The 20,148-nt window shown below is 74.4% G+C and carries 17 protein-coding genes; 6 read left to right on the top strand and 11 right to left on the bottom strand.

Annotated features, from left to right (window positions below):
* Positions 1-37: 37 nt before the first annotated feature.
* Positions 38-2,578 (top strand): ABC transporter permease, encoded by a 2,541-nt coding sequence (locus AB0O29_RS22650; RefSeq protein WP_365154040.1) that lies wholly within the window; start codon positions 38-40, stop codon positions 2,576-2,578.
* A gap of 147 nt (positions 2,579-2,725) precedes the next feature.
* Here the strand turns inward: AB0O29_RS22650 and AB0O29_RS22645 are convergent, their stop codons facing one another.
* The 8 genes from AB0O29_RS22645 to AB0O29_RS22610 all read right to left on the bottom strand — a co-directional run bounded on the left by AB0O29_RS22645 (position 2,726) and on the right by AB0O29_RS22610 (position 8,979).
* Entirely contained in the window at positions 2,726-3,124 is a 399-nt protein-coding gene (locus AB0O29_RS22645; protein WP_365154038.1) for a rhodanese-like domain-containing protein, read from the bottom strand.
* A complete protein-coding gene (locus AB0O29_RS22640) occupies positions 3,121-3,654 on the bottom strand; it encodes a cysteine dioxygenase (protein WP_365154036.1) in 534 nt (177 codons plus the stop codon). Before AB0O29_RS22640 ends, AB0O29_RS22645 begins: the two co-directional genes overlap by 4 nt.
* Positions 3,655-3,733: 79 nt before the next feature.
* A complete protein-coding gene (locus AB0O29_RS22635; RefSeq protein ID WP_311318651.1) occupies positions 3,734-3,820 on the bottom strand; it encodes a putative leader peptide in 87 nt (28 codons plus the stop codon).
* A 33-nt stretch (positions 3,821-3,853) separates the two neighbouring features.
* Positions 3,854-5,425, bottom strand: a complete 1,572-nt coding sequence (locus tag AB0O29_RS22630) for an FAD-dependent monooxygenase (RefSeq protein ID WP_365154034.1) — start codon at positions 5,423-5,425, stop codon at positions 3,854-3,856.
* A gap of 164 nt (positions 5,426-5,589) precedes the next feature.
* On the bottom strand, positions 5,590-6,483 hold the full coding sequence (locus tag AB0O29_RS22625; protein WP_365154032.1) for an amino acid ABC transporter permease: 894 nt from the start codon (positions 6,481-6,483) through the stop codon (positions 5,590-5,592).
* Positions 6,480-7,154 (bottom strand): ABC transporter permease subunit, encoded by a 675-nt coding sequence (locus tag AB0O29_RS22620; RefSeq protein ID WP_365154030.1) that lies wholly within the window; start codon positions 7,152-7,154, stop codon positions 6,480-6,482. Before AB0O29_RS22620 ends, AB0O29_RS22625 begins: the two co-directional genes overlap by 4 nt.
* Before the next feature lie 86 nt (positions 7,155-7,240).
* Entirely contained in the window at positions 7,241-8,095 is an 855-nt protein-coding gene (locus AB0O29_RS22615; protein WP_365154028.1) for a glutamate ABC transporter substrate-binding protein, read from the bottom strand.
* A 98-nt stretch (positions 8,096-8,193) separates the two neighbouring features.
* The gene (locus AB0O29_RS22610; protein ID WP_365154026.1) at positions 8,194-8,979 is read right to left on the bottom strand and encodes an amino acid ABC transporter ATP-binding protein; all 786 of its coding nucleotides are present in this window, start codon (positions 8,977-8,979) and stop codon (positions 8,194-8,196) included.
* 283 nt (positions 8,980-9,262) lie between these two features.
* On the opposite strand from AB0O29_RS22610, the gene AB0O29_RS22605 reads away from it, so the two are divergent.
* Together AB0O29_RS22605 and AB0O29_RS22600 are read left to right on the top strand one after the other, a co-directional pair.
* Positions 9,263-9,973 (top strand): response regulator transcription factor, encoded by a 711-nt coding sequence (locus AB0O29_RS22605; RefSeq protein ID WP_365154024.1) that lies wholly within the window; start codon positions 9,263-9,265, stop codon positions 9,971-9,973.
* Between the two features lie 12 nt (positions 9,974-9,985).
* Positions 9,986-11,398 carry a HAMP domain-containing sensor histidine kinase gene (locus tag AB0O29_RS22600; protein ID WP_365154022.1) on the top strand — a complete coding sequence of 471 codons (1,413 nt, stop codon included), beginning with the start codon at positions 9,986-9,988 and terminating at the stop codon, positions 11,396-11,398.
* 4 nt (positions 11,399-11,402) lie between these two features.
* Here AB0O29_RS22600 and AB0O29_RS22595 read toward each other — a convergent pair whose 3' ends face one another.
* Both AB0O29_RS22595 and AB0O29_RS22590 read right to left on the bottom strand, forming a co-directional pair.
* Positions 11,403-13,508, bottom strand: coding sequence for an endo-beta-N-acetylglucosaminidase (locus AB0O29_RS22595; RefSeq protein WP_365154021.1), 2,106 nt, complete (start codon positions 13,506-13,508; stop codon positions 11,403-11,405).
* 66 nt (positions 13,509-13,574) lie between these two features.
* Positions 13,575-14,828 carry a glycosyl hydrolase gene (locus tag AB0O29_RS22590; RefSeq protein ID WP_365154019.1) on the bottom strand — a complete coding sequence of 418 codons (1,254 nt, stop codon included), beginning with the start codon at positions 14,826-14,828 and terminating at the stop codon, positions 13,575-13,577.
* A gap of 362 nt (positions 14,829-15,190) precedes the next feature.
* On the opposite strand from AB0O29_RS22590, the gene AB0O29_RS22585 reads away from it, so the two are divergent.
* Together AB0O29_RS22585 and AB0O29_RS22580 are read left to right on the top strand one after the other, a co-directional pair.
* Complete coding sequence (locus AB0O29_RS22585; protein ID WP_365154017.1) at positions 15,191-16,324, top strand: LacI family DNA-binding transcriptional regulator; 1,134 nt, start codon at positions 15,191-15,193, stop codon at positions 16,322-16,324.
* 107 nt (positions 16,325-16,431) lie between these two features.
* Entirely contained in the window at positions 16,432-17,355 is a 924-nt protein-coding gene (locus AB0O29_RS22580) for an ROK family protein (protein ID WP_365154060.1), read from the top strand.
* Positions 17,356-17,362: 7 nt separating this feature from the next.
* On the opposite strand, the gene AB0O29_RS22575 is transcribed toward AB0O29_RS22580, so the two are convergent.
* A complete protein-coding gene (locus tag AB0O29_RS22575) occupies positions 17,363-18,358 on the bottom strand; it encodes a TAXI family TRAP transporter solute-binding subunit (protein WP_365154015.1) in 996 nt (331 codons plus the stop codon).
* 183 nt (positions 18,359-18,541) lie between these two features.
* Here AB0O29_RS22575 and miaB point away from each other — a divergent pair, with 183 nt between their 5' ends.
* The gene (miaB, locus tag AB0O29_RS22570) at positions 18,542-20,062 is read left to right on the top strand and encodes a tRNA (N6-isopentenyl adenosine(37)-C2)-methylthiotransferase MiaB (RefSeq protein ID WP_365154013.1); all 1,521 of its coding nucleotides are present in this window, start codon (positions 18,542-18,544) and stop codon (positions 20,060-20,062) included.
* The last annotated feature ends 86 nt before the right edge of the window (positions 20,063-20,148 follow it).

The following is a 20,148-nucleotide window of genomic DNA, read 5'->3' as shown; positions in this document are numbered from 1 at the left end:
AGTGCCGGGAGGGGCTCCCGCCGACAGAGTTGACCGCATGATGCTGCGCTACGCCCTTCGGACCGTCCGGCACCGCAGAGCCGGTTTCCTCGGAGCCTTCGTCGCCCTGCTGTGCGCGGCGGCCCTGATCACCGCCTGCGGCACCCTCCTGGAGACCGGGCTCCGGGGGAGGATCGCCACCGAGCGCTACGCGGGCACCCCGGTCCTCGTCTCCGCCGACCAGAACGTCCACGCGACCACGGTCACGGAGAAGAAGGGCAAGACCAAGACAAAGCACAAGGCCAAGCCCGTCGCCGAACGGGCCTGGCTGCCGGCCTCCGCCGTGGAGGCCGTCCGCTCCGTCCCCGGCGTCGGACGGGCCGTCCCCGAGCTCACCTTCCAGGCCGTCCCGCTGGCCGCCGGGGCCGCGGGCACGCCGAAGCCCTCGTACGGGCACGCCTGGACCTCCGCCGCGCTCACCCCCTTCACCCTCGCCGAAGGCCGCGCCCCCGCGGACGCCGACGAGGTCGTCATCGACCGCGACCTGGCAGCCCGGGCCGGCCTCGCGGCCGGGGCCCGGCTCGCCGTGCAGTCCACCGGCGACCCGAAGACCTACACGGTCAGCGGCGTGGCGCGGGCCGCTTCCGGCGGCCTCGGCCACCAGAGCGCGCTCTTCTTCACCGACGCCGAAGCCGAGCGGCTCGCCGCCCGCGCCGGGCGGGTCTCGGCCATCGGCGTGCTCCCCGGCGCCGGCGTGGACGCCGGGCAGCTCGCCGCCCGGATCGCCCGGGCCCTGGAGGGCACCACCGCGCGGGTCTCCACCGGTGACGACCGCGGCCCGGTCGAGTTCCTCGACGCCGCCGGCGCCCGCACCAGGCTCGTTTCCATGGGCGGCGCCATGGGAGGCACCTCCCTCCTCGTCGCGATCCTCGTGGTCGCCGGCACCTTCGCCCTCTCCGTCCAGCAGCGCCACCGCGAACTCGCCCTGCTGCGGGCCGTCGCCGCCACCCCCCGGCAGCTGCGGGGGATGCTCGGCCGGGAGGCGCTCCTCGTCGCCCTGGCCGCCGGGATCACCGGAGCCCTCGCCGGACTCCCGCTGGCCGCCTGGCTGCACGGCCGCTTCGTCGCCACCGGGGCCGTGCCCGCCACCCTGGAACGCACCGCCGGGATCCTCCCGATGATCGCGGCCGTCGCGGCGACCCTCCTCGGGGGCTGGGCCGCGGCCCGGATCACCGGGCGGCGCATCGCCCGGATCCGCCCCGCCGAGGCCCTGGCCGAAGCGGCCGTCGAGCGGCCCCGCCCCGCCTGGGCCCGCACCGTCGCCGGACTGCTCCTGCTGGCCGGCGGGGCCGTGCTGGTCGTCGTACTCGGCTCGCTGCGCACCGAACCGGCGTCGACGCCGGTCACCTTCCTGGCCGTGGTCGTCCTGGCCGGCGCCGTCTCGCTGCTCGGCCCGCTGCTGGTGCGGGGCGCGGCCGCGCTGCTCGCCGGACCGCTCGCGCTGACCGGCCCCGGCGGCCGGCTGGCCACCGCCAACCTGCGCGGCAACGCCACCCGCATGGCGTCCGCCGTCACCCCGCTCACCCTGCTGACCGCGATGACCTGCACCGTGCTCTTCATCACCCCGACCCTCGGCGACGCGGGCCGGGCGCAGGCCCGCGAGGGCGTACGGGCCGCGTGGGTGCTCGGCGCGCGGGGACCGGGAGTCAGCCCGGAGGCGGCCGAACGCGTCCGCCGCACGCCCGGGGTCACGGCCGTCACCGAGGTGGTGCGCACCTCGGTACGGGTTGGCCTGACGAAGTACGCGGCGCAGGGCGTGACCCCGGCCGGACTGACCCGCACCTGGGACCCGGCGGTCACCGCCGGCAGCCTGGAGGGCTTCGGCGAGGGCCGGGCGGCGGTCAGCGAACTCGCCGCCGAACAGCTGGGGCTGAAGCCGGGCGGCCCGCTGCGGCTGACCCTGGGGGACGGCACCCCGGTGACGCTGACCGTCTCCGCCGTGTACGCGCGGGGGCTCGGCTTCGGTGATGTGACCCTGCCGCACGGGCTGGTCGCCGCGCACGTGGACAACCCCCTGGCGGGCAGCGTGCTGGTGGCGGCCGAGCCGGGCGTGGACCGGGACCGGCTGGCCGCCGCCGCGGGGGCGACGGGGGTGTCGGTGCTGTCGGCGGCCCAGGCGGACGCGGCGCGGGAGCGGCGGGACGCGGCCGGGGCGGAGGTCAACCTGCTGGCGATGGGCCTGGTCCTGGCCTTCACCGCGATCGCGGTGGTCAACACCCTGGCCATGTCCACGGCCGAGCGGTTCCGGGAGTTCGCCCTGCTGAGGCTGGCGGGGGCGCAGCGGCGGCAGGTGCTGCGGATGCTGCGCGCCGAGGCGGTGGGGGTGCTGCTGACGGGGGTGGTGCTGGGGTCGGGGATCGCGGCGGCGGTGCTGACGGGGTTCAGCGTCGGGATGACGGGGTCGGCGGCGCCGACGGTGCTGCCGGTGGTGTGGGCGGGGGTGGCCGGAGCGGCCGCCCTCCTGGCCCTCCCGGCGGTAGCCCTCCCGGGCCGCCTGGCCCTACGACGGCGCCCGGTGGACGCGGCGACGTCGGCGTGACCCCGGGCGGGGCCTCCTGGGGGCTCCGCCCCCAGACCCCCGCGCCTCAAACGCCGGCGGGGCTATAGACAGCCCGCGCGGCGTTTGAGCGCAAGGGGGTCCGGGGCGGAGCTCCGGGGAACGGGCGAAGGGCGGGGCGGGGAGTACCTACGCGGGAGCGGTCGGGAGCCCGGCGGCGCGCCAGGCCTGGAAGCCGCCCGTGAGGTCCGTCGCGCGGCGCAGCCCCAGCGCGTGGAGCGACGCCGCCGCCAGCGAGGACGCGTAGCCCTCGTTGCAGATCACCACCACCCGCAGCTCGTGCGAGACGGCCTCCGGGAGGCGGTGGGAGCCCTGCGGGTCCAGCCGCCACTCCAGTTCGTTGCGCTCCACGACCACCGCCCCCGGGATCACCCCGTCCCGCTCGCGCAGCGCCTGGTAGCGGATGTCCACCAGCAGGGCGTCCCCGTCCCGCCACGCCTCGTACGCGGGCCTCGGGCCGATGCGGGCGTACGTCGCGCGGACCCGCTCCAGGAGCTCGTCGATGCCCACCGGGCCCGGCCCGCTCACTGCCAGTCCGCCGGGCGCTCGACGTGCTCCAGCGTCAGGACCGGCCCGCTGCGGCTGTAGCGGCGGATCAGCGGGAGCGGCGGGTAGTAGGCGTGGACCGAGATCGCGTGCTCGGTCTCGGACGCGTTGAGCACCTCGTGGACGTGGTGCTCGCCGAACGCCCGCCCCGTCACCGCGCCGAGGCTGCGGGTGCGGTCCACGTCCCCGGCCAGTTCCAGGTTCCGCCACCCCTCGGAGGGCAGCCGGACGGTCAGGGAGTGCTCGGTGAGCCGGCCCCGCGCGGTCGCGAACGCGCCCCGGGACTCGGCGTGGTCGTGCCAGCCGGTGCCGGTGCCGGGCGGCCAGCCGATCAGCCAGGCCTCGCTGCCGCCCGGGCCGTCGAGCCGGATCCAGGTCCGGCCCTCCGGGTCGAGGGGGAGCGAGTCGACGATCGCGGGGTCGGCGGCGGTGCGCAGGGCGAAGTCGAGGAGTTCCGCCGCCGTGGGGGCGGAGGGGCGGGCGGGGGCGTGCGTGGACACGGAGGCAGACATGGGGTGGTGACCGTCCTGGGGTTCGCGAAAAGGGCGCGCGGGCCCGGAAGGGCGGCGGGGCGCGCGGGGAGGGGGCGAATCAGCAGGAGGGGCGACACACGCAGCCCGCGTAGCGGAGCAGGTCCATGTGAACCCTCCGCCACAGGCGTACGTCGTTGCCGGTCATGTCGGCGAGTGAACCACGACTGCCCGAGGGCGGTCAATCGATCACAGGGGCGGGTGTGGCGGGAGCGCCGGCCGGGGCGCCGGCCCGGACCGCGTCCGCGGCCGCGTACAGCTCGGCCGGGCGGACCCCCGCGAAGGTCGCGGCCAGGTGCCCGTCGGGCCGTACGAGGAGCACGGTGTGGGCCGGCGCCCCCGGGTAGCCGTCCGCCACGAGCAGGTCCGCCGGCACCGGCAGCGCCGTCACGGCCGCCGCGAGCCGGGGCATCAGCCCGGCGCCCAGCCAGTGCCGCCGGTCCCACACCCCGGTGCCCGGTGCGACCAGCAGCACCAGCAGCCGTCCCCGTCCGAGCAGGTCGCGCAGCGGGACGGTGGACCCGTCGGGCGCGGAGACCGGCACGTTCGCCACGGGCCCGCCCGGCTCCGTGTCCGTCGGCACTTCCCGTACGGCCACCGGCGGGGCGTACACCGGGCGGCCGCCCAGCGGACCCCGCCCCAGGTGCCCGTCGGTCAGCAGGGCCTCGGCGGAGCGCCCCGACCCGGGCAGGAGGGTGCGCAGGCCGCCCCCGCCGCGCAGGGCGGGCAGGGCCTGGTCGGCGGCGCGCAGCCGGGCGGCGACCGCGGTGCGCCGCTCGCCCTCGTAGCTGTCGAGCAGGGCGTCGGAGGCGCCCTGGTGCCAGTCCAGGGCCAGCTTCCAGGCCAGGTTCTCCGCGTCGCGCAGCCCCTCCTCGACGCCCTGGGTGCCGAGTGCGCCCAGCAGGTGCGCCGCGTCCCCGGCGAGGAAGGCCCGCCCGTCACGCCAGCGCCGCGCGAGGCGGTGGTGCAGGGTGTGCACCCCGGTGTCGATGAGGTCGTACGGGGGAGTGCTGCCCCCGCACCAGAGCGCGAGGGTGTCGCGGATGAGGGTGACGAGGGAGTCCGGGGTGACCAGTTCCCCCCGGGCGGGCAGCAGCCAGTCCAGCCGCCAGACCCCGTCGGGCAGCGGCCGGGCGGTGATCTCCTCGGGCCCCGACGGCGGGTTGCGGTGCAGCAAGGCCTCGCCGGGCCAGGGCAGTTCGGCGCGCAGCGCGGCCACGGCGTGCCGCTCGACGGCGGTCCGGCCGGGGAAGCGGATGCCGAGCAGCTTGCGGACGGTGGAGCGGGCGCCGTCGCAGCCGACCAGGTGGCTGCCGCGCCACCAGGTGGTCTCGGCGCCCCGGGTGTGGGCGGTGACCCCGTGCCCGTCCTGTTCCAGGGAGTCGAGCTTGGAGTCGGTGACCAGCTGGATCAGCGGGTGGTCCACGGCGGCGGCGCGCAGCCCGCGCGTGAGGGCGTGCTGCGGGAGGTGCAGGGGGGCGGGGTGGTCCTCGAAGGTGATCCGCCCGGACTCCTGACGGCGCCTCATGGTGCGCCAGGCCGCGTACCGCGCGCCCTCGTCGCGCAGGGTCGTACAGCCCAGCCGGTGGACCATGGCCGCGGTGTCGGAGTGCAGGACGACGCTGCGGGCGGGCCGGGGCTCGTCCTTGCCGGGCCCTTCGTCGAGGAGGACGGAGGGCACGCCGTGGCCGGCCAGGGCGAGGGACAGGGAGAGTCCGACGGGGCCCGAGCCGACGACGATCACCGGGTCCATGATGCGGCTCCCGATGTCCGGTATGTGATCACAGAACGTATGCAACCCACTGGAGGTTCCGGCGTCAAGTGACCCCGGTCCGGACAAAGCAGTGTGGTGCGGCGGAGAGCTCCGCCCCACCACACAGGCTACGCATCATGCCGGACTGACCGGACGTCAGCCCCCTACGCTCCACCCGCCGAGTTGGCCCCGGTGGCCAGGTCGTCGACCTCGGCCACGGCGAGCACGGTGCCGGTGCCCTTCTTCGACTTCCGCAGCCGGCCCTCCATCCAGGAGGCGAAGGAGGTGAGGGCGAAGTTCACCGCGATGTAGATCAGGGCGACCACCACGAGCGTGGCGATGGTGTTGCTGTAGTTCGCCGAGATCTGCCGGTTCGCGGCGAGCAGGTCGGTGAGGCCGAGCAGCGAACCGCCGAGCGCGGTGTCCTTGAGGATGACCACGAGCTGGCTGACCAGTGCGGGCAGCATGACCGTGACGGCCTGCGGGATCAGCACGTGGACCATGGTCTGGCCCTTGCGCATGCCGATCGCCTTGGCGGCGTCCGTCTGGCCGCGCGGCAGGGAGAGCACGCCGGCGCGGACGATCTCGGCGATGACCGCAGCGTTGTACAGCACCAGGCCGGTGACCACCGCGTACACCGGACGGAAGTCGGAGGCCACGGCGGGCACGAACTTCACGAAGAACGCGTAGCCGAAGAGCATCAGCATCAGCACCGGGATGGCGCGGAAGAACTCGACGACCGCGCCGACCGGGATGCGCACCCAGGCGTGGTCCGAGAGCCGGCCGATGCCCAGCAGGGCGCCCAGCGGCAGGGCGATCACCATGGCGATCGCGCCAGCCTTCAGGGTCTCCCCGAGGCCGGGGAGGAGGTAGGTGGTCCAGATCCGGCCGTCGGTGACGAACGGGCTCCACTTGTCGGCGTCGAGCTGCTGCTTGTCCGCCATGACGGACAGGATCCACCAGGCTGCGAGCGCGAACAGGACCAGGAAGACGGCCGTGTAGATCCAGTTGCGGACCTTGCCCTTGGGGCCGGGGACGTCGTACAGCACCGAGCTCATCGCTTCACCGCCACTCGCTTGGCCACCCAGCCCAGCAGCAGACCGGTGGGCAGGGTCAGCAGGCAGAAACCGAGGGCGAAGATCCCGAAGACGGCGAAGAGCGCGTCCGCCTCGTTCTCGACCATTTCCTTCATCAGCAGGGCCGCCTCGGCCACGCCGATGGCCGCCGCCACCGTGGTGTTCTTGGTGAGGGCGATCAGTACGTTGGCGAGCGGCGCGATGACCGCCCGGAAGGCCTGGGGGAGCACGATCAGGGTGAGCACCTGGAAGAAGCTCAGTCCCAGCGCGCGGGCGGCCTCGGCCTGCCCCACGGGCACGGTGTTGATGCCCGAGCGCAGCGCCTCGCAGACGAAGGTGCCGGTGTAGGCGGTCAGCGCGAGGACGGCGAGCCGGAACCCGGTCTCCTTGAACGTGCTGCCGCCCATGCTGAAGCCGAGGGTCTGGCTGAGGCCCAGGGAGCTGGCGATGACCAGCAGGGTCAGCGGGGTGTTGCGGACCAGATTCACGTACGCGGTGCCGAAGGCCCGCATCAGCGGGACCGGGCTGACCCGCATCCCGGCCAGGACGGTGCCCCACACGAGGGAACCCGCCGCCGAGTAGAGGGTGAGCTGAACCGTCACCCAGAAGGCTCCGAGCAGGTCGTACTGCCCGGAATCAAGAAAGTCGAACACGATGCCCTGCGCTCTCCCCAGGATGGCCGGCGGGGCGCGCCGCCGCCCGCGGACGGGCGGGCGGCGGCGCGCACCTCACCGGGAAATCAGCTGCCTTCGGTGATCTGCGGGGCAGGCTCGTTCTTGTAGTTGGCCGGGCCGAGGTTCTTCTTCACGGCCGCTTCCCAGCTGCCGTCGGCGACCATCTTCTTGAGCGCGGCGTTGATCTTGGTCTGGAGGTCCTTGTCGCCCTTCTTCAGACCGATGCCGTAGTTCTCGTTGCTCATCTTCAGGCCGACGAGCTTGAACTTGCCCTTGTTCTTCTCCTGCGCGGCGTAGCCGGCGAGGATCGAGTCGTCCGTGGTGAGCGCGTCGACGCTCTTGTTCTCCAGCGCGGTGAGGCACTCGGAGTAGCCGCCCTGCTCGAGCAGGTCCGCCTGGGGGGCCAGGTCCTTCTTGACGTTCTGCGCCGAGGTGGAACCGGTGACGGAGCAGAGCTTCTTCTTGTTGAGGTCCTCGACCTTGGTGATGCCGGTCTCGTCGGCGCGGACCAGCAGGTCCTGGTGGGCCAGGAAGTACGGGCCCGCGAAGTCGACCTTCGCCTTGCGCTTGTCGTTGATCGAGTACGTCGCGGCGATGAACTTCACGTCCCCGTTGGAGATCAGGTTCTCGCGCTCGGCGCTGATGGCCTGCTTCCACTCGATCTGGTCCGGCTGGTAGCCGAGCTCCTTGGCGACGTACGTGGCGACGTCGACGTCGAAGCCCTCGTACTTGCCGTCGGGGGTCTTCAGGCCCAGGCCGGGCTGGTCGAACTTGATGCCGATGGCGATCTTGTCCGACTTGCCGCCGCCGGAGGTGCCCGCGTCGCTCGCGCTGTCCTTGCTGCCGCCGCCACAGGCGGTCGCCGTCAGCGAGAGGACGACGGCCGTGGCCACTGCCGCGCCGGCCTTGAGAACCTTCATGGTGAACTTCCCTCAGGTGAGACGTTGTTGAACGACGAGCTGGACACGTCGTGTGCGACGGCGTGGGCCGTCGACCGGATCACTACCAGACGCGGGCGTCAGTGGTGCAGGATCTTGGACAGGAAGTCCTTGGCGCGGTCGCTCTTCGGGGCGCTGAAGAACTGCTCCGGAGCGGCCTGTTCGACGATCTTCCCATCGGCCATGAAGACGACCCGGTTGGCCGCCGAGCGGGCGAAGCCCATCTCGTGCGTGACGACCACCATCGTCATCCCCTCGCGGGCGAGCTGCTGCATGACCTCCAGCACCTCGTTGATCATCTCCGGGTCGAGGGCCGAGGTGGGCTCGTCGAAGAGCATCACCTTCGGGTCCATCGCCAGCGCGCGGGCGATCGCCACGCGCTGCTGCTGGCCGCCGGACAGCTGCGCCGGGTACTTGTCGGCCTGGGAGCCGACGCCCACGCGGTCCAGCAGCGACTTCGCCTTCTCCATCGCCGCCGCCTGGTCCGTCTTGCGGACCTTCAGCTGACCCAGCATCACGTTCTGCAGCACCGTCTTGTGCGCGAACAGGTTGAACGACTGGAAGACCATGCCCACGTCGGCGCGGAGCCGGGCCAGTTCCCTGCCCTCGGAGGGCAGTTCCTTCCCGTCGACCGTGATGGTGCCCGAGTCGATGGTCTCCAGCCGGTTGATGGTCCGGCACAGCGTCGACTTGCCCGATCCCGAAGGACCGATCACCACGACGACCTCGCCGCGGGCGATGCTCAGATCGATGTCCTGAAGCACGTGCAGCGCGCCGAAGTGCTTGTTGACGTTGCTCAGTACGACCAGGCCGTCCGCGGCGCCCGCCGCGTCCTGCGCGTCCTTGGCCACTGATACTCCGCTCATCGGCTTCTTGCTCCGTCCTCCGTCGGTTGGCAGGACAGTAGTGACGAGGCGCGCACACCGTCACGACATCTGAGCGAGAATTGAGGATAACGATAGGGACTCGCCCCGATACGCTCCGTGCGGCGGGCCCGCGCGGGCACGGTGTACGCGTACCGGGTGCATAACGGAAGACTCGCCGGACCGGAACCCCCTTGACGTGGGACTCTTCATCGGCGTGGATGCATGGTGGCCATCTGCCACGCGAACGGAAACCGAAGAGCGAGAGAAGGAGAGGGGGACGACCATGAGACTGCTGCTCGTCGAGGACGACGACCACGTCGCCGCCGCCCTGTCCGCGATCCTCGCCCGGCACGGCTTCCAGGTGACCCACGCCCGCAACGGCGAGGAGGCCCTCCAGGCCCTGCTGCCCGCCGGGGCCAAACCCTTCGGGGTGGTCCTGCTCGACCTCGGCCTGCCCGACCAGGACGGCTACGAGGTCTGCGGCAAGATCCGCAAGCGCACCAGCACCCCCGTGATCATGGTGACGGCCCGCGGTGACGTCCGCTCCCGCATCCACGGCCTGAACATGGGCGCCGACGACTACGTGGTCAAGCCGTACGACACCGGTGAACTCCTCGCCCGCATCCACGCCGTCGCCCGGCGCACCGGCACCACCGAGGAGCCCGCCGCCCCCGGTGCGGCCGCGGGCGAGCCCGGCCTGGTCCGGCTCGGCCCGGTCGCCGTCGAGCTGCCCACCCGGCGCGTCACCGTCAACGGAAGCGACGTCCCCCTCACCCGCAAGGAGTTCGACCTCCTGGCCCTGCTCGCGCAGCGGCCCGGGGTGGTCTTCCGGCGCGAGCAGATCATCAGCGAGGTCTGGCGGACCAGCTGGGAGGGGACCGGCCGCACCCTCGAGGTGCACGTGGCCTCGCTCCGGTCCAAGCTCGGCATGCCCGCCCTCATCGAGACCGTCCGCGGGGTGGGCTACCGGCTCGTCACCCCGGCAGCGCCCTAGCGGGGCCCCGCCGTGCGCGCCCGCCTGCTCCCGCTCCTCGTCGTCCTGATGGCGGGCGTGCTGCTCGCCCTCGGGTTCCCGCTCGCCGTCAGCCTCGCCGCCGCCCAGCAGCAGAAGGTGGTCGTCGACCGGATCGACGACAGCGCCCGCTTCGCCGCCCTCGCCCAGTTCGTCATCGACGCCGAGGGCTCCGGCGCCACCGGCGCCGACGAGCGGCGCGACACCCTCCAGCTGGAACTCGCCCGCTACCAGGAGCTGTACGGCATCCGCGTCGGCATCTTCTACCGCGACGACAACGCCATGGTCCGCGCCCCCGGCTGGTGGCAGCTGCCCGACTCCGGCGAGGCCCGGCGCTCCTTCGAGGAGGCCCTCGCCGGACGCCGCAGCCACGACCCCGGACAGGTCTGGCCCTGGCAGGTCAACGGCAAGCTCCTCGTGGTCTCCCCGGTCGTCCTCGACGGCGACGTCGTCGCCGTCGTCGCCACCGAATCCCCCACCGACCAGATGCGCGCCCGGATCCTGCACGGCTGGCTGCTCATCGCCGCCGGGCTCGCCGCCGCCATGCTGGTCGCCTTCGGCGCCGCGCTGCGGCTGACCGGCTGGGTGCTCAAGCCCGTCCGCACCCTGGACGCCGCCGCCCACGGCATCGCCACCGGACGCATGAACTCCCGCGTCGCCGCCGCGAGCGGCCCCCCGGAACTCAGACGCCTTGCCCGCTCGTTCAACGAGATGGCCGACAACGTCGAAGAGGTACTGGAGCAGCAGCGGGCGTTCGTCGCGGACGCCTCCCACCAGCTGCGCAACCCGCTCGCCGCGCTGCTCCTGCGGATCGAGCTCCTCGCCCTCGAACTCCCCGAGGGAAACGAGGAGATCGCCTCCGTGCGCACTGAGGGCAAACGCCTCGCCCAGGTGCTCGACGACCTCCTCGACCTGGCGCTGGCCGAGCACGCCTCCGCCGAGATCAGCCTCACCGACATCGGCGCCCTCGCCGCCGAGCGGGTGGCCTCCTGGCGGCCGTACGCCGAGGAGAAGGGCGTACGGCTCAGTGAGACGGGCCGCTCCGCCGTCACCGGCTGGGCCGACCCCATCGCCCTGTCCAGCGCCCTGGACGCCGTCATCGACAACGCCCTGAAGTTCACCCCGGCCGGCGAGGAGGTCGAGGTGTCCGTCTCCGCGGAGGGCGGCAGCGCCCTCGTCGTCGTCGCCGACCGCGGGCCCGGACTGACCGAGGAGGAGCTCCAGCGGGTCGGCGACCGCTTCTGGCGCAGCGGCCGCCACCAGAACGTCAAGGGCTCCGGACTGGGCCTGTCCATCTCCCGCGCCCTGCTCGCCACCGGCGGCGGCACCCTCTCCTACGCGAAGAACACCCCGCACGGGCTGCGCGTGACGGTGGCCGTACCGCGCACCGGCCCGGACGGCGGCTGAACCCTCACCACGGGAAGCCGGCCCGGGCCGGCGCCGAGGCCGTGTACGTCTCGTCCACGGCCCGCAGTTCGAGGGCGGCCGCCCGCTCCCGCCCGGCCCGCTCCAGGCGCGGCAGGTACAGGGCGGTCCCGCAGGTGCCGGCCAGGAAGCGGCGGGTGCCGTCCGGCAGGCGGCGCAGCAGCTCGTAGTGCCGGACCGGCCCGGCCGCCCGGCGCCAGGACAGGCGGAGCTCGGCCTCCGGGCCCCGGCGGGCCGAGGCGTCGACCCGCAGGTGCGAGGGCGGGGCCGGGTGCCGCCCGGCGGTGGTGTCGCGTACCGACAGGGCTCCGAGCCGCCAGGACACCGGCGTCGTACCGCGCGCGGTGATCCGTACGGCGAGGGCGTGCGCGGTCTGCCCGGCCAGCGCCGCGAGGGGGATCCGGGAGGTCCGCCAGCCCCCGGCGCCGTCCGCCGTGCCGGCCCCCAGCCAGGTGTACGGGACCGGGGCGCCCGGTGCGGCCGGCTCTCGGACGGCCACCCCGAGCTCGACGTCCACGGGGCCGCCCGAGTGGACCAGTTCCGCGACCGCCCCGGGGACCAGTGGCAGCCGGACGGCGTGCAGGCCGACGGCGGCGGGCGCGGTGGGGGATCCCGTCACGAGGAGGCTGGAGCCGCCGCGCCAGGCGTCCGCGAAGTCCAGGGACACGTCCGGGCGTTCGCCTTCGGTCTCCACCACCCAGCGGCGGCCCGGGAGCCGGTCCTGGAGCCCGAGATGGCTCCAGGGGGCGTCGGACACCACGGCGCCGCCCTCGTACCAGCGCAGCCCGTGCCCGGTGTTGAAGGAGCAGGCGAACGGGAGCCCGCCGACGGTGGACCGGTCGGCGACGGACGCCGCCGGCGCCCGCCAGGGCGCGTCCGGCGCGGGCCGGGCCGGGTCCAGGGACGCGCCCGTCCAGAACCGGTCGTCGGCGCGGTGGAAGGCGCCGGGGGAGCGGTCGGCGAGGTGCTCGCGGGTCCACTCGGGCCGGTAGAGGCCGAGGCTGACGACGTGGTCGCGGCCGCGCGGCACGATCGCGTCCCAGTCGACCACGGCGTCCCAGCCCCTGGACTCCACGTCCACGGCCGCCCACAGTTCGTGCCGGGACCGGCCCAGCCGCTCGGCGAGGTCGCCCGAGGCGGCCAGGGAGCCGGGGGTCCAGCGGAAGTCCACGAACATCGTGTCCGCGACCCGGCCCGCCCGGTCCTCGAAGAACTCCCGGTTGAGCTCGTCGAGCGCGCCCCGCCAGCCCACCGCCCCGGTGCTGTTCATGGCGTCGTACCAGGTGATGCGCAGCCCGTGCGGCTCCCCGGCGGCCCGCAGCGCGCGCAGGAACCCCCGCATCAGGCCGGCCAGCGCGCTGTCGCCGCCGTCCGTCTCGGCGTTGACGAACCAGCCGTCGAACCCGTACGCCACCGCCACCTCGGCCAGCTTCTCCGCGAGCGGGAACCGGCCGTCGGGCTCGCGCCGGACCAGGTCCCGGGTCCAGCGGAGGTCGCCGCCGTAGGCGACGGGCGGCAGGAAGACGTTGCCGAGGACCCGGACCCCGTTGCGGTGGGCGGCGTCGACCACGGGCGCGTTCGGCGCGAGGACGAGGCCCTCGCCGGCCGAACCGCCCCAGAACACCAGCTCGTCGAGGTACGCCCAGTGCGTCAGCGCGTAGGAGTCGGCGTTCGCCGAGCCCTGGGAGGGGTTGCGGGAGGTGGGCCCGAAGGAGACGAGGGAGGTGATCCGCGCCTGGCCCGCGCGGGCGTCCCGGTTCGCCGGGACGGGAGTGAAGCGCGGGGCCAGGGGGACGCTCGCGGTGTTGTGGGCCAGGTCCGGATCCGAGTGCGGGCTCCACTCGCTGAGGGAGCGCCAGACGACGCCCGGCCCGGGGGCGCCCGCCGGGAGGGAGTCGGGGAACCAGTAGGAGGCGTACGGGGCCAGGGTGCCGGCTTCGGCCTCGGGGGTGGGGGTGGCGGCGGCCGCGCGGCCGGCCGGGGGCAGCAGGGCGGCCGCTCCGGCCCCGGCGCCCAGGGCCAGGACGGCGCGGCGCGCCGGGGGTAAGGGGGCGGCGGGACGAGGACCGGCGCCGTTGCCGGGTTCGGACATGCGGGGGCTCCTCGGGGTCGGGGGCGGGGTCGGGGGCGGACTAGGGTCGGCCCGTGTCAGGTCCGGTCAGGTCAGGACGTCGTGTACGCGCAGCACCTCGGTGATGCCGCGCGCGGCCAGCCGGGCCGGGTTCCCGGCGTCCTCCTCCCGTACCGCCGCCGGCCGCACCCCGCGCGCCGCCAGCACCGCCCATGCCTCGAAGAACGCGCCGCCCGGCGCGCAGGCCGACCGCGGCGAGCCGGAGTCCAGGGCGAGCGCGGTGGACCGTACGGCCGGGCGGTGCTCCCGGCCCCGCAGGGTTCTCGCGATCCGGGCGACGGCGGCCCCGGCCGGTTTGGTCCGGCGGCCGGAGGTGAGCAGGCCCAGCCCGTACTCCAGCTCCGGGAAGTCCGCCAGCTCCCGGGACACGTCGTGCGAGCACCACCAGGTCACCCCCCACAGGCCCGGGCAGTCCAGCGCGGCCGCCAGGGTGGCCTCGGTGAACTCCGCCGCGTGCTCGGGCGGCACCAGCGGCGCCGGCGCCCCCACCTCCTGGAGCCACACCGGGCGGTGCGGGTCCTCGGCCCAGGCCTTGGCCAGCTCGATCAGGTAGGCGGCGTGCTGTTCGGTGGCCGTGCCGGTGCGGCCGTGGCGCTGCGCGGTGCCGTTGAACACCCACGAGTGCACGGCCGTGGCCGCGCCCAGCCGGGCCGCCTGAGCGGGGGTGAAGGGGTGCCCGTCCCGGTACCAGACGGCGTCGTACTCGGCGTGCAGGTGGAACCGGCCCGGGGCGCCCTCCTCGCAGGCGGCCAGCATCCGCTCCAGCCACCGCCCGGCCTGGGCGGCGGTGATCCGGTCGGGGTCGGGGTGGGGGGCGTCGGAGAACTGGTTGACCTCGTTGCCGACGGTCATGCCCAGGAAGTTCGGCCGGTCGGCGAGGGCCGCGGCCAGGGTGCGCAGGTACTCCTCCTGACCGGCCGTCACGTCCGGATCGGTGAACAGGCCCCGGCGGTGCCAGGTCCGGGTCCAGGCGGGCAGGAAGTCGAAGCTGGAGAGGTGTCCCTGGAGGCCGTCCACCGCCACGTCGAGCCCGCGCTCGGCGGCCGCGTCGGCGAGCGCCACGAGCTGTTCGACGGCGCGCGGCCGGATCAGGGTCCGGTTCGGCTGGAAGAGCGGCCACAGCGGGAAGACCCGTACGTGGTCCAGGCCGAGCGCGGCCACCGAGTCGAGGTCGGCCCGGACCTCGTCGAGGTCGAAGTCCAGCCAGTGGTGGAACCAGCCCCGGGTCGGGGTGTAGTTCGCGCCGAAGCGCACGGTGCGGGGGTGGGCGGCGCGGTCCATGTGGGGTCCCGGAGTTCAAGGGGAATTCGCCGGACGCCCACAAACTTCCGGGCCGGTCCGCAGGAAGTCAACAGGGCCTCGGACGGCCTTCGGCCGAATTCCGGCGGGCGGGTGACTTATGCGCTTCAGCCGTTTCGGCGCACCGGTTGCGGGCAGGTGAACCCGTCGTCGCTAATGCGGTTTAGTACGGGCGCGCGTACCGGCTCGGGCAGGGAAAGGGGCAGGGCGGTTCAGGCCGGTCCCGGAGCCGTCGCGGCCCGCCGCCGGTGCGGACGGCGGGGGCCGGATCGCGTACGGTCCGGCCAACGCAGTCCACGTCGACCACGTCGACCCCGCCACCGAGGGATGAGGCAGGCACGGCCATGGCCCGCAGACCCACCATCAAGGACATCGCCCGCCGGGCGGGGGTGTCGGAGAGCGCCGTCTCCTTCGCGCTGAACGGCCGACCGGGCGTCTCCGAGGACACCCGCGCCCGGGTCCGCCGGGTCGCTGAGGAGCTGGGCTGGCGGCCCAACAGCGCCGCCCGGGCCCTGTCCGGCGAACGCTCCGGCGCCGTCGGGCTGGTCCTGGCCCGCCCCGCGCACACCCTCGGTGCCGAGGCCTTCTTCCTGCGGCTGGTCTCCGGCGTACAGGAGGCGCTCTCGGCCGCCGGGACGGCCCTGCTCTTCCAGGTGGTCGAGGACGTCGAGGCCGAATGCGCCGTCTACCGCCGCTGGTGGGCCGAGCGCCGGGTGGACGGGGTCCTCGTCGTCGACCCCCGCACCACGGACCCGCGCCCGGCCCTGCTGACCCGGCTGGGGCTTCCGGCGGTGGTGATAGGCGGCGGTGCGGGTGGTGGCGGTGGTGCCGGTGGTGCCGGTGGTGCCGGTACGGCCGACGGCCCGGCCGGGGAGGCCGGGGGCGGGAGGGACGCGGGGGACGCCGACGCCGCCGGGCGGCCCGTGCTCGCGGCCGTCCGGGCGGACGACGCCCGGGCCATGACCGAGGTCCTGGACCACCTCCACGGGCTCGGCCACCGGCGCATCGTCCACATCGCCGGCCTGCCCGGCCTCGCCCACACCGCCCGCCGGATCGAGGCCCTGCGCGCCGGGGCCGCGCGGCTCGGGATCCCGCCGGGCCGGGTGCGCTCGGTGCCCACGGACTACTCCGACGCCGAGGGCGCCGCCGCCACCCGCCGGGTCCTCGCCGAGCCGGAGCCGCCCACCGCCCTGGTCTACGACAACGACGTGATGGCGGTGGCGGGCAGCGCGGTCGCCGCCGGACTGGGCATCCCGGTGCCCGGGCGGCTCTCCATCGTCGCCTGGGACGACTCGGCCCTGTGCCGGGTCACGCACCCCCCGCTCACCGCCCTGGTCCGGGACACCGCCGGGTTCGGCCGGCTCGCCGCCGAGGAGTTGCTCTCCGTCCTCGCCGGCGCCCCGCCCCGGGTCCGGGACAGCGAGCTGCCCCGGCTGGAACCCCGCGGGAGTACGGCCCCGCCGCCGGCCGCATACTGAAATCCGACCCCTTTTCAGGAGTGCCCGTGACCACCCCCACCTCAGCCTTCCCCACCCCGCGCGCGGCCGCGGCGGCGTCCGCCGCGGCCGAGGCCGACGGCCCGGCCGTGGCGATCGACATCGGGGGGACGAAGATCGCCGGGGCGCTGGTCCACCCCGACGGCTCGATGACCGCGGCCACCCGCCGCCCGACCCCGCGCGGAACGGACCCCGAGGCCGTCATGGCGGCGGTCACCGAGGTCATCGCCGAGCTGTCCGAAGACCCCGAGTGGGAGCGGGCCGTCCGCTGCGGCATCGGCAGCGCCGGCCCGGTCGACACCTCGCGGGGCACGGTCAGCCCGGTCAACATCGGCGCCTGGCGCGGCTTCCCCGTCCAGGAGCGGGTCGCCGCCGAGCTGGGTGCCCGCGGGGCCCGCGTCCCGGTCGTCCTCGCGGGCGACGGGGTGGCCATGACGGCGGCGGAGCACTGGCTCGGCGCCGCCCGGGGGTACGCGAACGCCCTGTGCATGGTGGTCTCCACCGGGGTCGGGGGCGGCCTCGTCCTGAACGACCGGCTCCACACCGGCCCCACCGGCAACGCCGGTCACATCGGCCACATCAGCGTCGCCTTCGACGGCGAACCCTGCGCCTGCGGCGGCCGGGGCTGCGTCGAATCCCTCGCCTCCGGCACGGCCATCGCCCGCTGGGCCCTCGCCCAGGGCTGGACCGGCCCCGACCCGACGGCGGCGGGCGTCGCCGCCTCCGCCGCGGCGGGCGACCCGGTGGCGCTGGCCGCCTTCGACCGCGCCGGGCGCGCCCTGGCCGCCGCCATCGCGGCCACCGCCACCCTGGTCGAGACCGACATCGCGGTGATCGGCGGCGGGGTCGCCGCCAGCGGGGAGACCCTCTTCGGGCCGGTCCGGCGCCACCTCGCCTCGTACGCCACCCTGTCCTTCGTCCAGGACCTCCGGGTCGTCCCGGCCGCCCTGGGCACCCACGCCGGGCTCATCGGCGCGGCGGCCGCCGCGAGGATGCTGGCGCCCGCCGGCTGACGGCGCGCTACGGCTTGACCGAGCGGTAGTACCGCCGGGCCCCCTCGTGCAGGTCCAGCGGATCGGTGTAGATCGCCGTCCGCAGGTCCACCAGCTGCGCCGCGTGCACCTCGTGCCCGATCCGGTCCCGGCTCAGGATCACCGTCCGGGTGAACTGCTCGGTCAGCCGGGCGTCCGTCCCCTCCTTGGTGACCAGCAGGTTCGGTACGGCCAGGGTGGCCACCGACGAGGTGTTGCGGGCCCGCGCGTACGCGTCCTGCGGCATCACCGCCGCACGGTAGTAGCGCGCGGGGGTCCCGCTGGCCTGGAGCTGCTCCACCAGGTCGCCCAGCTGGACGAGCCGGATGTCGAAGCGCTCCGACAGCTCGCGCACCGCGTTCGTCGGCAGGCCGCCCGACCAGAAGAAGGCGTCGATCCGCCCCGCCTCCAGCTCCGCCGGCATGGTGTCGATGCCGATGGCGACGGGGGTGATGTCGTGGGCCGGGTCCAGCTTGGCCGCCCGCAGCAGCCGGTCCGAGACCAGCCGCACCCCCGAGCCCTCCTGGCCGACCGCGACCCGCTTGCCCCGCAGGTCACGGGCCGACTGCACCGGCGACCCGGCCGGCACCACCAGCTGGACGTAGTCGTCGTAGAGCCGGGCGACCCCGCGCAGCTGTTCCGCGCCCGGCTTCCCGTCGGCCCGGTACTTGGCGACCGCGTCCGCCGTCGCGATGGTGAAGTCCGCCTCGCCCGAGGCCACCCGCTGGAGGTTCTGCTGGGAGCCCTCGCTGGGCTCCAGCCGGACCTTGACCCCGGGCATGTCCTGCGCGAGGGCCTGCTCCAGCAGCTGCCCGTAGCGGTGGTAGACGCCGGTGCGGACGCCCGTGCTGAACGTGAGCTTCCCGGTGAGCGCGGGTTCCCCGAAGGGCCGCAGCCACCACAGCAGCACCCCGGCCAGGGCCAGCACGGCGGCCAGCCCCACGAGGAGGCGGCGCGGGCTGACACGGGGTGGTACGAGGGGCATGCCCGCGATCCTCCCACCAGCCCGCCCGTCCTGTCACGGCCCGCCCGCCCGTCCCGCCGACGGCCCGCCCGCCGCGCTCACGGCCCGCCCGCCGGGCCGTGGCCGCCCGGCCGTCCGGCCCCGGACCCGGGCCTGCGCCGGAGGGGGGACGGGGGGCCGTCCGGCACCGCCTACCCTTGTTGCATGACCAGCAGCAGCGACCGGAGCCCGGCAGTGGTGGACCCCAAGGGAACTTACGAGGTGCGCACCTACGGGTGCCAGATGAACGTGCACGACTCCGAGCGGCTCTCCGGTCTGCTGGAGGACGCCGGCTACGTCCGGGCCCCCGAGGGCTCCGACGGCGACGCCGACGTGGTCGTCTTCAACACCTGCGCGGTGCGCGAGAACGCCGACAACAAGCTCTACGGCAACCTCGGCCGGCTCGCCCCGATGAAGACCAAGCGCCCCGGCATGCAGATCGCCGTCGGCGGCTGCCTCGCCCAGAAGGACCGCGACACCATCGTCAAGAAGGCCCCCTGGGTCGACGTGGTCTTCGGCACGCACAACATCGGCAAGCTGCCCGTCCTCCTGGAGCGCGCCCGCATCCAGGAGGAGGCCCAGATCGAGATCGCCGAGTCGCTGGAGGCCTTCCCCTCCACCCTGCCGACCCGCCGCGAGTCCGCGTACGCCGCCTGGGTCTCCATCTCCGTCGGCTGCAACAACACCTGCACCTTCTGCATCGTCCCGGCGCTGCGCGGCAAGGAGGAGGACCGCCGTCCCGGCGACATCCTCGCCGAGGTGGAGGCCCTGGTCGCCGAGGGCGTCTCGGAGATCACCCTGCTCGGCCAGAACGTCAACGCCTACGGCTCCGACCTCGGCGACCGCGAGGCCTTCAGCAAGCTGCTGCGCGCCTGCGGGCAGATCGAGGGCCTGGAGCGGGTCCGCTTCACCTCCCCGCACCCGAAGGACTTCACCGACGACGTCATCGCCGCCATGGCCGAGACCCCGAACGTGATGCCGCAGCTGCACATGCCGCTCCAGTCGGGTTCGGACCCGGTCCTGCGGGCGATGCGCCGGTCCTACCGGCAGGAGCGTTTCCTCGGGATCATCGAGAAGGTCCGCGCCGCCATTCCGCACGCCGCGATCTCCACCGACATCATCGTGGGCTTCCCCGGCGAGACGGAGGAGGACTTCCAGCAGACGATGCACGTGGTCCGCGAGGCCCGCTTCGCCGGCGCCTTCACCTTCCAGTACTCCAAGCGCCCCGGCACCCCGGCCGCCGAGATGGACGGGCAGATCCCCAAGGAGGTCGTCCAGGACCGCTACATGCGCCTGGTCGCCCTCCAGGAGGAGATCTCCTGGGAGGAGAACAAGAAGCAGGTCGGCCGCACCCTGGAGGTCATGGTCGCCGAGGGCGAGGGCCGCAAGGACGGCGCCACCGCCCGCCTGTCCGGCCGCGCCCCCGACAACCGCCTGGTCCACTTCACCAAGCCGGACGAGGAGGTCCGCCCGGGCGACGTGGTGACCGTGGAGATCACCTACGCGGCCCCGCACCACCTGCTGGCCGAGGGCCCGACCACCGCCGTGCGCCGCACCCGCGCGGGCGACGCCTGGGAGAAGCGCAACGCCGCCCCGGCCCAGCCCCAGGGCGTCATGCTCGGCATCCCCACCCTCGGCGTCCCGGCCCCGCTGCCGGTGGCCGCCTCGGGCTGCGCCGTCGACTGACAGTGATGATGTTCGTGGTGATGTTGCCGGTGGGTCTGACTCATCGACTGACTGACGCTTCGGCTGTCCTGTTTGGGATTTGTCGG

Origin of the sequence: Streptomyces sp. NPDC089915 (assembly GCF_040684675.1) — a bacterium.
GTDB lineage: Bacteria > Actinomycetota > Actinomycetes > Streptomycetales > Streptomycetaceae > Streptomyces.
This window is presented reverse-complemented; position numbering and strand designations above follow the sequence as displayed.

Excerpts from the sequence above, each read along its gene's own strand:
- AB0O29_RS22650 (WP_365154040.1), top strand. The coding sequence starts at position 38 with ATGATGCTGCGCTACGCCCTTCGGACCGTCCGGCACCGCAGAGCCGGT.
- AB0O29_RS22640 (WP_365154036.1), bottom strand. The coding sequence starts at position 3,654 with ATGTCTGCCTCCGTGTCCACGCACGCCCCCGCCCGCCCCTCCGCCCCC.
- AB0O29_RS22635 (WP_311318651.1), bottom strand. The coding sequence starts at position 3,820 with ATGACCGGCAACGACGTACGCCTGTGGCGGAGGGTTCACATGGACCTG.
- AB0O29_RS22630 (WP_365154034.1), bottom strand. The coding sequence starts at position 5,425 with ATGGACCCGGTGATCGTCGTCGGCTCGGGCCCCGTCGGACTCTCCCTG.
- AB0O29_RS22625 (WP_365154032.1), bottom strand. The coding sequence starts at position 6,483 with ATGAGCTCGGTGCTGTACGACGTCCCCGGCCCCAAGGGCAAGGTCCGC.
- AB0O29_RS22615 (WP_365154028.1), bottom strand. The coding sequence starts at position 8,095 with ATGAAGGTTCTCAAGGCCGGCGCGGCAGTGGCCACGGCCGTCGTCCTC.
- AB0O29_RS22610 (WP_365154026.1), bottom strand. The coding sequence starts at position 8,979 with ATGAGCGGAGTATCAGTGGCCAAGGACGCGCAGGACGCGGCGGGCGCC.
- AB0O29_RS22605 (WP_365154024.1), top strand. The coding sequence starts at position 9,263 with ATGAGACTGCTGCTCGTCGAGGACGACGACCACGTCGCCGCCGCCCTG.
- AB0O29_RS22595 (WP_365154021.1), bottom strand. The coding sequence starts at position 13,508 with ATGTCCGAACCCGGCAACGGCGCCGGTCCTCGTCCCGCCGCCCCCTTA.
- AB0O29_RS22590 (WP_365154019.1), bottom strand. The coding sequence starts at position 14,828 with ATGGACCGCGCCGCCCACCCCCGCACCGTGCGCTTCGGCGCGAACTAC.
- AB0O29_RS22585 (WP_365154017.1), top strand. The coding sequence starts at position 15,191 with ATGGCCCGCAGACCCACCATCAAGGACATCGCCCGCCGGGCGGGGGTG.
- AB0O29_RS22575 (WP_365154015.1), bottom strand. The coding sequence starts at position 18,358 with ATGCCCCTCGTACCACCCCGTGTCAGCCCGCGCCGCCTCCTCGTGGGG.
- miaB (WP_365154013.1), top strand. The coding sequence starts at position 18,542 with ATGACCAGCAGCAGCGACCGGAGCCCGGCAGTGGTGGACCCCAAGGGA.